Origin of the sequence: Bacillus aerius, from assembly GCF_029894105.1 — a bacterium.
Classification (GTDB): domain Bacteria; phylum Bacillota; class Bacilli; order Bacillales; family Bacillaceae; genus Bacillus; species Bacillus altitudinis.
Genome location: NZ_JARYHO010000001.1, coordinates 2546374 through 2558915 on the forward strand (window position 1 = coordinate 2546374; position 12542 = coordinate 2558915).

Sequence of the window (12542 nt, forward strand, 5' to 3'; positions counted from 1 at the left end):
GGCATGGATGTTTAATCAACAAACTCCATGTCACTCTTTTTGTGCTTTTAAACTTTTATCGGCAAACAGAATATTATTTCGAATAATCAGCAAAATTTGTCGAAAGAAAAATGCTCTCTTAATTAGAAATCGTTCAACACTTTATCCTCTTCACTATATCTCGCTACTGATACTCTATAATCAAAGAACAATAAAAAACCCATGATTTCATGAGTTTCTCATCAATCCATTATTAGAAAATCCGTCACAAGGCAAGCAGGTTCACCGTTTACACCCAGCCCCCAAAAGCTTGGGTACATCCCGTCACCGAAGCCTGTTGTAAACATAGCCTCTTAAAATAGCTTATTATTTCTGTGCTCTTGGGTTAATAACGTTTTATTGTTAGTTGCAAATATTTTTTGTTTATTTTCTCTTCTTAGACTTTTTTGCTTTTTTATTTACTGAAGCATTCAAGTTTTTCTCTAAAAGATAGCTATAAAAAAGTTTTTCTAATAATTTATAGTTTTTGTTCGAACTTAAAATTTTTTGGGCATAATGTATACCAGTATACAAAAAAGCTCCGACAACCATTACTTGAATCCCAAGTATCAACCATAAACCTAGAACTTGATTGAACTCTTCATCTTTTAGAGATGGTTCTTCAACAGCAGTATTTATAATAAGAGTAAACCAACTCGCGATCATCGAAACTAGAATAGAGGGAATAGAAATTTTCAAAAATGTTGTTATAGAAGCTTCTCTTCTATCTTTATTTATTTCTTTTAGTTGAGGCAATATATATTTTTCAATTTGAGTTGTTGAAAAATTATGTTTATTCAGCTTTTCGTTAAAAGCTGAATAAATAACATTTTTTTAACTCATCAAAAGTCTTAAAGCCTGACAATTCAGAAAAATAATTCAAACCTTTTATTATACAGTATATAGCTATAAATAATAGTAGCAAGAAAACAATCACAACTGCAATCAAGAATACTTTTCCATGTGAAAATTTATTTAAGAGGGAAATAAATAATATAAATACAATTAAACATGAGACTATTTTTAATATACATTCCACAAAAATTTTGGTCTTTTTTTGCGCCTTCATTTCCGATTCTTCTTTCACTTCATTTAAAAAAGGAGAATCTATTAATAAGTATTTCATTGTATTCACTTTTCTCACTTCTTGTTTAAGTTCAAATAAAATATCATCTATATCAATCAAAATGTCATCACCTCTATTTCTATTACGAAAAAAACAAATAAAAGTTTCATCTAATTTAATATAAGAATGACTATCCTAGGGATAAAACAAATCTTTAAGAACTCTCTAAATCAATATTTTAATTATATTCATAGGAAAGATCAGAACAATATTTAATAAATACTAACAAAAAAGCCAGAAACATTGTTTTATCAATGTTTCTGGCTTTTTAACGGTTTTAAATAAATACGTCCCAGGAGAGATTCGAACTCCCGACCGACGGCTTAGAAGGCCGTTGCTCTATCCTGCTGAGCTACTGGGACATGTTGTTATGTAGTGTGCTTTGGCGTATTACCTCAGCGACAAGATTTATTATATTACTATTGTTCTTTAAAGTCAACGGTTTTTCGAAAGTTTTTTCATAAGGGGCAAATGCTGCACCCTTATGAAATACCTTCCAATGTGACAGTGTTTTCGAGGTCTTGTATGACGTGACCTTCGTCCGTGAAAAACTGTACGTTTGCTTCGCTTCCATCTAGTGTCAGTATAGCATAGCTGCGCTCTTTGCGCACTCTTGGCAGGTGCACGCTGCCTGGGTTAATGAGGAGTTTTCCTCTTAGCAGTTCACTACCTGGGATGTGCGAGTGGCCAAAGCAGATAATGTCTGCGCCTAGCTCTTCTGCACGGTAGTAGACTTGAAGCAAGGATTGTTTGATGCCATGCAGATGTCCGTGAGTGAGAAATAGTTTTCCGCCTCCATCCAGTGGGAGCAGGAGCTCTTCTTCAAAATCGCCCATAAAGTCACAATTTCCTTTGACGACTTTGTATCCTTCGAGTGCTGGGTGGTTCGTTTCGAGTTCTGAATCTCCGCAGTGAATCATCATGTCCACTTCAGCCGCATGCCGTTTGGCAATGGTTTGAAGTTCGTCTGTGAGTCCATGACTGTCACTAATGATGAGTATCTTCATGGCTTCATTCCCCCTTATTCATTTGCGTCTAGCAGTGATGAAAGCTTTTGAAGCGCGACCGCTCGATGGCTGATCTTGTTTTTTTCCTCTGGTGATAACTCGGCCATCGTCTGGTCTTTGTCTTTGACGATGAAAATTGGGTCGTATCCGAAGCCGTTTTCGCCGATCGGTTCTTCTGCGATAAAGCCTTCTACTGATCCTTCTACCGTTTTTGTTTCTTTACCCGGTATACTGACAGCCAGGGCACATCTAAATCTAGCAGTGCGGTCTTCTTTTTCGATACCTTGCAGCTCATTCAGCACCTTTTCCACGTTCTCGGCATCGTCTTTATGCTCGCCCGCGTACCTCGCTGAATAGACGCCAGGTTTTCCGCCAAGGTAATCAATCGACAGACCCGAGTCGTCTGCAATCACCATTTCACCTGCTTTGGCTTGAATGGCCTCGGCTTTGATGATCGCATTTTCTTCAAAGGTATGTCCTGTTTCTTCAATCTCTTCCGTAAATCCGATGTCCGCTAGTGTTTTGACCGTGAATCCTTTTGGCTCAAGAATGGCTTTGAATTCTTTCGCTTTGCCCGCATTGTGTGTTGCGATGATGGCAGTTTTCATCCTGATCAAACCCTTCTCTTTATTCGATAACTTCTCCTGTCACTGCTTTTTGCTTTTCAATTAATTCTTTGATGCCTTTTTCGGCTAAATCAAGCAGTCCGTTTAGTTGTTCTCTTGAGAATGTCGCTTCTTCGCCAGTGCCTTGAAGTTCAACAAAGCGTCCAGCGCCTGTCATAATGACATTCATATCTACTTCAGCTGAAGAATCTTCTTCATAATTTAAATCTAACAGAAGTCCCTGTTTAGAATCAATTCCGACGGATATCGCGGCTAAATAATCAGTGATCGGATTTTCTTTCAAAACGCCTGCTGATCGAAGCTTTTGAATCGCTAGTGTCATGGCCACAAATGCACCTGTAATAGATGCTGTGCGTGTTCCACCGTCTGCTTGAATAACATCACAATCAATCCAAATGGTGCGTTCACCAAGCTTTTCTAAATCAACGACTGCGCGCAGAGCTCGTCCAATTAAACGCTGGATCTCCATTGTACGTCCTGTGACCTTTCCTTTAGATGATTCTCTTATCGTTCTTTGAGCCGTTGCTCTTGGAAGCATGCTATATTCTGCTGTAATCCAGCCTTTTCCTTCTCCTCTTAAAAAAGGAGGTACGCGGTCTTCGATGGATGCGTTACAAATCACCTTCGTATTTCCCGCTGAGATTAAGACAGAGCCTTCTGGATGTGTGATGTAGCCTGCCTGTATTTCAATTTTTCTTAATTCGTCGTATTGTCTTTCATCTAATCTCATGTTTTACCTCCGTTACAATATACATTCCGCGCGGGTGTCAGCGGGGTTCTCCTATTAACTTTGACAACCTCGATCCGTTCTAATCGCTTGGAATAAAAAAGAGGCAGCGAATGTGCATGCCTCTTTTTCTCCATTATATCAATGTGTGACGTTAAAAACTACCTGTATTCACTTGTTCTGGTCTTGAAACTGGCTTTGTAAGCTCTGCTCCTTTTTCGTTCACAAGCTCTGCCTTTCCGTTTACCTTCACAGACACGCTTTTCACATCTGGCAGCTCTGTTAATGTCAGCACAATGCTATCAAGAACTTTTTGTGAAATGACTTTTTTCTTTTCATCTGCACTGCCAAAAATGGATTCATTGAAATCTAGTGTCACATGACCGTCTTTTACTTTCGGGACATCATTCAGCTTCACATCTTGATCAAAGTCTGTCAGCAATTGGCTTGTTTTGCTTGGCCCAGAGACGAGCTCATCAATGGCTGCTGTAATTGGATCATCATCGTCTTTTGGCGCTCTTTTGGTCACCGGGACATAGTACGTCTGTTTATCAGATTCAGCTAAATAGTAGACGGTCACAGGCTTTGTCGATGTCATATCAGCCGCAGCCTCGTGCTGAATATTAATGCCGTCCTCTCTGCTTAAATCATCTGAAATCGGTGTCCCATTCACAGGCATTTCTTTTAATTCATGACCATTCATCTTTAATTTAACTTTCGCTACTGAATCAAACTGCGTTAATGTCCAAGTGACTGATTGCAAAATGCGCTGTTCGTCTTCTTTTTTATAGTTTTTGAATTCATTTGAGAAATCCACAACCGCAGTGCCATCTTTAATATCGACAGATACGCTCGTGTCCGCCGGCAGCACGGCTCTGAATCCATTTGGCATCAGGTTAGAAATCGGTCCCCCGTCTACGAGGTATTCAAGTGTTTGTTTCGCACTTCCTTCGTTTTTCGGCAGTGGAATGGATTGAGACACAACATACCCATTTTTATCAATTAAATATAATTCTCTCATGACGGTATCTGCTTGCTTCTCTTCTTTTCCTTCTTTCGCTGTTTGTTTCTCTTCTTTATTTTCTTTCACAAACGTGACATTTTGTGGTGGATCAATCTCTGTTTTCGCTTGGTCTGTTTGAAACAATCCGCATCCTGATAAAAGCATGGCTGACGCAATACACGTAACAGCTGCTGTAGTTCCTTTTTTCAGCATACTTCACCCTCCTCTAGTGGTTTGTACTAGTATGTATACGAGCTCCCTGAGAGGATTAGACCCTTTTCATAAAAAAATAACCCACTTCCATGAGAAGTAGGTTATTGCTGATATACGTGTTCAAGCGAAACCGTTTCGACCTTTCCTGGCAGGTAGCCGAACCAGCCTTGAGCGATATTTTGAAAGTTTTGCTGCTGCCCTGTTGTATAAAAAGTATGAACAGGCTCTTCCTTCGAATCATTTAACAGCCCTTTATATGAAAGAATGGTGCTCGCTTCTCTCGCAGTCTCGTCTCCTGAAGAAATGATGTTAACGCCACTGCCCATAAAGCGCTGAATCGGTTCTTTTAAAATCGGGTAGTGTGTGCAGCCAAGAATAAGCGTATCAATGCCTGTTTCTTTCATCGGTTCAAGAGAAGCTTTTACGACTTCATCTGCTGTATGATCTAAAAACGTACCACTTTCTACAAACGGCACAAGCATTGGACATGCCAGACTTTGAACAGTTAGTCCTGCTTTTAAAGAAAGCAGTGCTTCTTTATAGGCTTCACTTTTGATCGTATTGGCTGTGCCGATGACGCCAATATGCTGATTGTTTGTCACCTTGATCGCTGTGCGGGCTCCGGGCTGGATCACGCCAATGACCGGGATATCAAGTGTTGCTTTAATTTCATCAAGTGCTATCGCCGTCGCAGTGTTACACGCAATGACTAGCATTTTAATATGGTGATGTCTTAATAGGTAGTGCGCCATTTCCCATGTATACTGAAGAACCTCTTCTTCTGCTCGAGGGCCGTATGGACATCGTTTTGTGTCGCCTACATAAATAATTTTTTCTTTTGGCAGTTGTCTCATGATTTCCTTCGCAACGGTTAAACCGCCTACGCCGGAATCAATCACGCCGATTGGTTGATCCAACAAAATCGCCTCATTTTCTTTTCATTTGCTGCTGTAGTTTCGTTAAAGATTGGTTGAAAACGATGGCTTCTTCTTCTGAGAAAGCCCCTAGAAGTTCACTGACGTATTCTTGGCGTTTGACAATCACTTCTTGAATGATCCGCTCACCTTCAGGCAATAAATGAATGCGAACCACGCGGCGGTCAGACGGATCTTTTACCCGTTCAACAAGTTCACTTTTTTCCATTCGATCAATTAAATCGGTCGTCGTGCTGCAAGCCAGATACATCTTTTGTGATAACTCACCTATTGTCATATCTCCGAATTCATAAAGCCACTGGAGCCCTACAAATTGAGGAGGTGTAATCGTATATTGATTCAGAATTTCTCTACCTTTTTGCTTAATGATTGCAGCAATATGGCGCAATGATTTTTCAATTTCTGCAACATGGCCTGACTCATTCGTTTCCATTTCATTGATACCTCACTATAGCATCTCACTTTGATTAAAACGTACATTCCTATTTTCCTCGTTTTTCAAAGAAATTGCAAGAAGAGACTCATGGAAACGATATAGAAATAACCGGCTCCTCCCTGGTGCGGAAGGAAAACCGGCTGACGTTAGAGCTCTAGCTCACCCATACGCAGAAGCTCGACTACGGCCTGTGAACGACCTTTAACTCCTAGCTTTTGCATGGCATTCGAAATATGATTTCGAACAGTCTTTTCGCTAATAAAAAGCTCGCTTGCAATTTCTTTTGTTGTTTTATCTTGGACGAGCAATTCGAATACTTCTCTTTCTCTTTTGGTTAATAGCGGCTTGGATTGAAACTCTTTCTCCTTCAAGTATTGTAACCCTCCTTGCTAAGGTGAGAGCTCTAGTCTCTATAGAATGGGATTCTGTATAGTCGAGATATCATATGCCGGGTACTTGAGGTAGGTGACGTTAAAATCGAGAATTCCCGCAGATCAGCGTCCAATTTCCTCGCCTTCAAACCGTACAAAAAAGGACGAGTCCCCTATAGAGACATCGTCCTTTATCAAACAAGCTTTTAAAATATCGAAATGGCTCCTGTTAAAAGAGCAATAAGTGTTGTAAACAGGGCTGTGAGTACGGTCCATAGCAGTGCGTACTTTTGCAAATCACCAATATCTTTATTCAGCATACTCACAAGCAGTAATGTGGAAGCGACAAGCGGACTCAGTAAATGGACAGGCTGTCCGATAATAGAGGCGCGCGCAATTTCCACTGGATCAATTCCGTAAGCTGCGCCAGCTTCAGCTAAGATTGGCAGCACCCCGAAATAATAAGCATCATTTGAAAGAACAAATGTAAATGGCATACTCGTCAACGCGACAATGAGTGGAAAAAATGAGCTGTATGAATCTGGCATCATGTAAATGACCAAGTTAGCAATGGACTCCACCATTTTTGTTCCCGAAAAAATGCCTGTGAAAATTCCTGCTGCAAACACAAGGGTAATGACCGTTAAGGCATTTCCTGCATGCGATAAAATCCGCTCACGCTGATCTTCAACTTTTGGATAGTTGATCATAAGCGCAATGACAAAGCCAATGAGAAAGAGTACAGGAATCGGTACGATATCCAATACAAGTGTGACCATGACAGCAATCGTCAGGAAGAAGTTGACCCAAATCAAGTTTGGTCTCTTCATATCAGCTACGCCATCTTCAATTGATGCCGCCAATTCAGGAGAGATCGAGACCTCTTCTTTATACTGAATCTCGGCAACCCCAATGCGCTTCCGTTCTTTTTTTCCAAGAACATACGCTGTAAAAAGGATAAAAAGACCGCCCCCTATCATCGTCGGGAGTAATGGAATGAAGAATTCCGCTGCATCTAAACCAAGTGCAGCAATCGCACGAGTAGCTGGACCGCCCCAAGGCGTCATTCCACTCATAATGCCTAGTGATAATAATGAAATCGTCCCTAAAATCAGTGGGTTCATCCCAATTCTTAAGAAAAGTGGCAACATAGCTGATACGGTAATCATGTACGTTGTCGTCCCATCACCATAATGCAACAAGCATAGACAAAATCGCTACCCCAAAAGCAATTTTGACCGGATCGCCTTTCACAAGACGTAAAATCAGTTTGATCAATGGGTCAAACAATCCAGCATCCAGCATGACACCGAAAAATAAGATGGCAAATAACAATAAAGCAGCAGATGGTGCAACGGTCTTGAGTCCATCAAGCATCATGTCCCCTAATCCGCTGTAAAATCCACCGATTAATGCAAAGATGATTGGCACAACGGTGAGAGCCACCACCGGATGCATACGTTTTGTCATAATAAGAAATGTAAAAGTCACGACCATCAAGATCCCTAAAATAGCTAGCACTTCATATCCCTCCATCCTCTTCTTTACACGATCCACAAGCGCCCCTTTTGCGCTTGCGGCCCGAAATGTTAGCGCTTTCTATTTCAAGGATATAATAGCTTTTTTTATAATGAAAATATCGATTTTTTCGTCTATTCAATAAATTTTTTTTATAATTAGCCTTGCTGACTTCTTAAAAACTCAATGAATGCTTTCACAACAGACAAATGAAGGGAATCCGGCTGGTACATGAGCCATGTATCTCTTAAAACAGGCTGTCCATCTTTATACGAAAGACCTTTTACAAATAGCTCATCACTTGGTCTGAGGCAAATTTCCGGGACAATGGCATAACCTAAACCATGCTTCACCATCTCTTTTGATGTATCTTGCCTGTCTGTCTCCATTGTCACAAGCGGAGGCATCGTGAACGTCTCCTGCCACCATCTGTTAATCAATCGTTTTAATGAACTATCCGTGTGATAGTCAATGAGCGGCAGCTTAGGAAGATCCTTTAGCTGTATTTCTGATTTTGAAATGATACAAAGCCGTTCTTTATCAAGCAAAAATCGCTCTCCATTCCAGTCGTAATCTCCTCTTAAAATCCCTAAATGTACACTTGATGTACCTAATAAATCCATGACTTTTGTGCTCCATCCTGTGTTCACCATAAATTGAACATGTGGATACTGCTTAGAAAACTCTCTTAAAATTTCCGGCAGTTTATATTGAGCAAAGTTACTCGACACCCCTAGTCGGATCGTTCCTTTGACCTTTTTTTGCATATTGAGCATGCCATCTTTCGTTTGCTGGAGCTGCTTGAGCATGTCATTTGCGTATTTAGCCAAATATTCGCCCTCTGATGTAAATTCAATTCCTCGTTTTCTTTTAAAGAAAAGCTTCATGTCAAATTCCTCTTCAAGCTGTTTCAATCGATAACTTAAGGCAGGCTGCGAGACAAATAATTTTTCTGCCGCTTTTGTGATGTTCTTCTCTTCATATAGCACCCTTAAAAACCGCCAATCTTTCTCATCCATTGTGTGCCCTCCTTTTGACTTTATTATAAAAATAATTTATCGATTTCTCTTAAAATAATGTATTTAACTTATTTCTTATTATACTTTACCATTTTGATTAGATAAATAGTAACTAAACAATTGAGGGTGAGATCAATGAGAAAAGTTCCAATCACAATCATGCGAGGCGGTACAAGCAAAGGGGTCTTCATTCAAGCAAATGATGCACCATATGAACACGATGAGCTCGAAGCATTTTTATTAGACATTATGGGCAGCCCTGACCGGCTACAGGTTGATGGAATCGGGGGCGGTAATTCTTTGACAAGTAAGGTGGCCATTATCGATAAAGCCACTCGTCCAGATGTGGATGTGAACTATACGTTTGCACAAGTCAGCATCAATGAAAGATTTGTCGACTTTAAAGGAAACTGTGGGAATATCTCATCAGCAGTTGGGCCGTATGCCATCATTAAAGGACTTGTCCAAGCAGTTGAGCCTGTCACAACAGTACGTATTCTGAATACCAACACGAATAAAATCATTGTGGCAGAGGTAGAAGTCGAGAACGGAGAAGTAAAATTTGAAGGACAGGCAGAAATTCCAGGAGTGAAAGGAACAGGTTCTCCCATTTATTTATCCTTTGAGAAACCTGAAGGCGCTGTCACAGGTAAAACCTTTCCGACTGGAAACAAAATGGATACGATCCAGACAAAGTTTGGAGAGATTCCGATCTCAATCGTTGACATTGCAAATCCAATCGCCTTTATTCGTGCCAAAGATATTCAATTAAAAGGAACTGAATTACCTGAAGAGTTTACAGACGAATTGCTGGATGATTTAGAAGAGATTCGTTCCATCGCTGCTGAAATGTGCCACTTTGCACCAAAAGAACTGGCCACATTACAGTCTCCAGCTGTTCCAAAGCTTGCGATCATCAGCGAGCCTGCTGATTATGTAGATACAAATGGAATATTGAGAAGAGCAGCAGATATGGACATCATCGTTCGGATGCTATCGATGCAAAGACCGCACCAAGCACTTGCCATTACCGGATCTGTATGTGTGTCAGCCAGCTGTTTCATGGATCAAACGCTTCCGGCACAGCTGTTTGAAGGTCAAGATGATACACTTCGAATTGGTCATCCTGCTGGTATTATGCAAACTGAAATTGATATCTCACAAAACAGAGTGAAAGTCATTCGGACCGCAAGAGAAATCCTAGATGGAGTGGCCTTTACAAAAAAAGACTACATGGTTCAACCTCAAATAAAAAGAGAAGCATAAATGAGACGTCATCATGTCGACAAAGAGCTAAAATGAACTGATTTTAGCTCTTTGTCTTTTTTTCAGTTTGAAGATCTTAAAGCAATCCGTTCTAACACCGAATGCAACGGTTTGTCTACACACACATAGAACAAGAAATTGTCTACTTGGGCGGTGCATCAATATCTCCTGCTGAATGGGCTTTTATATGTCCTTGATCATCTTTTAACTGAATATGACCATAACGGTTCACACCACAGCAAATCCCTTCCTGCCATGTTTGCTTTTCACGATCTAATGAAATACGAAGCGGTTGATTCAGCCGATATAATCGTTTGTTATAGAGGGCTGTGAGGGCTTCAAATCCTTCCATTTGCCAGCGTGCATGGTATTTTTCAAAGGCCGCTGCCAAATCTTTCACTAGCTGGTCCGCTTTCACCTCAGTCAGTTCTGATAGGCAAACGGTTTTATACGGAACGTGCTCCGGCTTTGTCTCTACATTGATGCCCACACCGATGTAAATGGCGCTGCGGTCTGCTTCAATTAATGTGCCAGATACTTTCGCTTCATTAATCAATAGATCATTTGGCCATTTGATTGCCATCTGATCCTCTGCTCTCATGAGTGGTTTGAGTACATCATAAATGGCGAGTGCCGTCAGCGGGGCAATCGTTGATTGGGTGGAGATATCTACTGGCGGTTTTACTGTCATCGTGACAGCTACATTCCCTGTAGGCGTTTCCCACGGTCTGCCAAGCCTTCCTCTCCCTGCTGTCTGCTGCCGGGCATATACAGCAAATGAAGGGGCTTCTCCTTGCTGAATAAGCCTTTTCGCTTCATTATTTGTACTATCAATGGTGTCGTATTGAAAAATCTTCATGTGCTCTCCTTTTGTTTCTTCTTCATTATGATTCCTTTATTATAACAAAATGAAGCATGTGACCGTGATTCTTTAATGTCGCTGGGCCTGAAAAGTCTCTTTTTCCTCTTCTGTAAACGGTACAGGGGCACCGGTGTCTTTACTTATTTGCACCATGGTGACTGAGCCTGTAAAACACGGTTCTTGCTGTTCATTTTCTCCTAAATAATGAAGGATGAGAGAGCTTGATCCAACCTTTTCTGGCTTTACATACACACGCAGCCTCTCACCGATTTCCACTTGCTTGATGTAATCACATTGAAGGTTTGCCACGACCGTAATCGTCTCTCTCGCTCGCTTCATTCGTTTATCTACAATTCCCGTTTTTTGAAAGAAGGCAATCCGTGCCTCTTCAAAATACACAAACGGGGTGACATTGTTCATGTGACCAAACATATCCGTTTCTGAAAAACGGACGGTTGTTTCCACATAAAAACGAAACGATGCCCTCCACTCTTCAAACGGCTCTTCAATATATGACGGCAGCCTCATTTGATCCACTCCTTATTCGCAAATAAAACGCCTCTCCCGTATTGGAAGAGGCGTTTGTTATGTTTTGCATCCAGCCTCTTGTAAACACTCATCATGATTGGCAAGGAGGACTGAATGTGATGTTATTCTGCGTGATCGCTTCCGAAGAAGTTACGGAAAGCTTGTAAAGTTGTATCTCGGTTAAGTGCTGCAATTGATGTTGTGAGCGGGATTCCTTTCGGACAAGCCTGCACACAGTTTTGAGAGTTCCCGCAGTTTGCAAGACCGCCATCACCCATAATTTCTTCTAAACGGTCAGACTTATTCATTGCACCTGTCGGATGTGCGTTAAATAGACGAACTTGTGAAAGCGGTGCAGGGCCCATAAAGGAAGACTTATCATTCACGTTTGGACAAGCTTCAAGGCAGACACCACATGTCATACACTTCGAAAGCTCATACGCCCATTGACGCTTTTTCTCAGGCATTCTTGGTCCAGGTCCAAGATCATATGTGCCATCTATTGGCACCCATGCTTTGACTTTTTTCAATGAATTGAACATACGACTTCGATCAACCTGCAAGTCTCTCACAACCGGGAAAGTTTTCATCGGCTGAAGACGGATCGGTTGCTCTAATTTGTCGATCAGTGCTGTACATGACTGGCGAGGCTTTCCATTAATGACCATGGAACAAGCGCCGCATACTTCTTCAAGACAGTTCATGTCCCAGTTAATAGCCGTTGTTTTTTCACCTTTTTTATTGACCGGGTTACGTCTGATTTCCATGAGTGCGGAAATGACGTTCATATTTGGACGGTAAGGGATTTCGAATTCCTCATCATAAGGCTTGCCATCTGCTGTATCTTGACGTGTGATAATAAATTGAATCGTGTTTTTTTCACTCAT

15 protein-coding genes, 1 tRNA gene and 1 pseudogene are annotated in these 12542 nt (G+C 41.0%); 1 reads left to right on the plus strand and 16 read right to left on the minus strand.

From position 1 onward, the window contains the following. Window positions 1–221: 221 nt before the first annotated feature. From M2353_RS20245 to M2353_RS13210, 13 genes and pseudogenes are all read right to left on the minus strand, one after another. Window positions 222–326 (minus strand): DUF4241 domain-containing protein, encoded by a 105-nt coding sequence (locus M2353_RS20245; protein WP_216894808.1) that lies wholly within the window; start codon window positions 324–326, stop codon window positions 222–224. Window positions 327–402: 76 nt separating this feature from the next. Further along, window positions 403–774, minus strand: a complete 372-nt coding sequence (locus M2353_RS13155; protein ID WP_284725552.1) for a hypothetical protein — start codon at window positions 772–774, stop codon at window positions 403–405. 52 nt (window positions 775–826) lie between these two features. Continuing rightward, the gene (locus M2353_RS13160) at window positions 827–1204 is read right to left on the minus strand and encodes a hypothetical protein (protein WP_284725553.1); all 378 of its coding nucleotides are present in this window, start codon (window positions 1202–1204) and stop codon (window positions 827–829) included. Between the two features lie 228 nt (window positions 1205–1432). Beyond that, window positions 1433–1506: transfer RNA gene (locus M2353_RS13165), tRNA-Arg, on the minus strand. Window positions 1507–1626: 120 nt separating this feature from the next. After that, complete coding sequence (locus M2353_RS13170; RefSeq protein ID WP_008345914.1) at window positions 1627–2151, minus strand: YfcE family phosphodiesterase; 525 nt, start codon at window positions 2149–2151, stop codon at window positions 1627–1629. Window positions 2152–2165: 14 nt separating this feature from the next. Next, window positions 2166–2768, minus strand: coding sequence for an XTP/dITP diphosphatase (locus M2353_RS13175; RefSeq protein ID WP_007501598.1), 603 nt, complete (start codon window positions 2766–2768; stop codon window positions 2166–2168). A 10-nt stretch (window positions 2769–2778) separates the two neighbouring features. Then, window positions 2779–3507, minus strand: coding sequence for a ribonuclease PH (gene rph, locus M2353_RS13180; protein ID WP_284725554.1), 729 nt, complete (start codon window positions 3505–3507; stop codon window positions 2779–2781). Between the two features lie 151 nt (window positions 3508–3658). Beyond that, on the minus strand, window positions 3659–4720 hold the full coding sequence (locus M2353_RS13185) for a GerMN domain-containing protein (protein ID WP_125589917.1): 1062 nt from the start codon (window positions 4718–4720) through the stop codon (window positions 3659–3661). A gap of 101 nt (window positions 4721–4821) precedes the next feature. Beyond that, on the minus strand, window positions 4822–5640 hold the full coding sequence (gene racE / locus M2353_RS13190) for a glutamate racemase (RefSeq protein ID WP_425332876.1): 819 nt from the start codon (window positions 5638–5640) through the stop codon (window positions 4822–4824). A gap of 7 nt (window positions 5641–5647) precedes the next feature. Then, window positions 5648–6088: a MarR family winged helix-turn-helix transcriptional regulator gene (locus M2353_RS13195; protein ID WP_007501606.1), complete on the minus strand. Its 441-nt coding sequence runs from the start codon at window positions 6086–6088 to the stop codon at window positions 5648–5650. A 149-nt stretch (window positions 6089–6237) separates the two neighbouring features. Next, the gene (gene gerE / locus M2353_RS13200; protein WP_003184172.1) at window positions 6238–6462 is read right to left on the minus strand and encodes a spore germination transcription factor GerE; all 225 of its coding nucleotides are present in this window, start codon (window positions 6460–6462) and stop codon (window positions 6238–6240) included. Window positions 6463–6668: 206 nt separating this feature from the next. Further along, window positions 6669–7983, minus strand: a pseudogene (locus tag M2353_RS13205) (CitMHS family transporter). A gap of 155 nt (window positions 7984–8138) precedes the next feature. Continuing rightward, window positions 8139–8999: a LysR family transcriptional regulator gene (locus M2353_RS13210; protein WP_144679840.1), complete on the minus strand. Its 861-nt coding sequence runs from the start codon at window positions 8997–8999 to the stop codon at window positions 8139–8141. Between the two features lie 135 nt (window positions 9000–9134). Between M2353_RS13210 and M2353_RS13215 the strand changes: the two genes are divergently transcribed. Next, entirely contained in the window at window positions 9135–10265 is a 1131-nt protein-coding gene (locus M2353_RS13215) for a 2-methylaconitate cis-trans isomerase PrpF family protein (protein WP_284725556.1), read from the plus strand. 142 nt (window positions 10266–10407) lie between these two features. Here M2353_RS13215 and M2353_RS13220 read toward each other — a convergent pair whose 3' ends face one another. The 3 genes from M2353_RS13220 to sdhB all read right to left on the minus strand — a co-directional run bounded on the left by M2353_RS13220 (window position 10408) and on the right by sdhB (window position 12542). After that, window positions 10408–11124 carry a biotin--[acetyl-CoA-carboxylase] ligase gene (locus M2353_RS13220; protein ID WP_284725557.1) on the minus strand — a complete coding sequence of 239 codons (717 nt, stop codon included), beginning with the start codon at window positions 11122–11124 and terminating at the stop codon, window positions 10408–10410. Window positions 11125–11196: 72 nt separating this feature from the next. Beyond that, window positions 11197–11655: an acyl-CoA thioesterase gene (locus M2353_RS13225; protein WP_007501614.1), complete on the minus strand. Its 459-nt coding sequence runs from the start codon at window positions 11653–11655 to the stop codon at window positions 11197–11199. 122 nt (window positions 11656–11777) lie between these two features. Continuing rightward, entirely contained in the window at window positions 11778–12542 is a 765-nt protein-coding gene (gene sdhB / locus M2353_RS13230; RefSeq protein ID WP_072367454.1) for a succinate dehydrogenase iron-sulfur subunit, read from the minus strand.

What these genes read in the sequence shown, in the direction of transcription:
- M2353_RS20245 (WP_216894808.1), bottom strand. Translation starts at nt 326, where the DNA reads ATGTTTACAACAGGCTTCGGTGACGGGATGTACCCAAGCTTTTGGGGG.
- M2353_RS13170 (WP_008345914.1), bottom strand. Translation starts at nt 2,151, where the DNA reads ATGAAGATACTCATCATTAGTGACAGTCATGGACTCACAGACGAACTT.
- rph (WP_284725554.1), bottom strand. Translation starts at nt 3,507, where the DNA reads ATGAGATTAGATGAAAGACAATACGACGAATTAAGAAAAATTGAAATA.
- M2353_RS13185 (WP_125589917.1), bottom strand. Translation starts at nt 4,720, where the DNA reads ATGCTGAAAAAAGGAACTACAGCAGCTGTTACGTGTATTGCGTCAGCC.
- M2353_RS13195 (WP_007501606.1), bottom strand. Translation starts at nt 6,088, where the DNA reads ATGGAAACGAATGAGTCAGGCCATGTTGCAGAAATTGAAAAATCATTG.
- M2353_RS13210 (WP_144679840.1), bottom strand. Translation starts at nt 8,999, where the DNA reads ATGGATGAGAAAGATTGGCGGTTTTTAAGGGTGCTATATGAAGAGAAG.
- M2353_RS13215 (WP_284725556.1), top strand. Translation starts at nt 9,135, where the DNA reads ATGAGAAAAGTTCCAATCACAATCATGCGAGGCGGTACAAGCAAAGGG.
- M2353_RS13220 (WP_284725557.1), bottom strand. Translation starts at nt 11,124, where the DNA reads ATGAAGATTTTTCAATACGACACCATTGATAGTACAAATAATGAAGCG.
- M2353_RS13225 (WP_007501614.1), bottom strand. Translation starts at nt 11,655, where the DNA reads ATGAGGCTGCCGTCATATATTGAAGAGCCGTTTGAAGAGTGGAGGGCA.
- sdhB (WP_072367454.1), bottom strand. Translation starts at nt 12,542, where the DNA reads ATGAGTGAAAAAAACACGATTCAATTTATTATCACACGTCAAGATACA.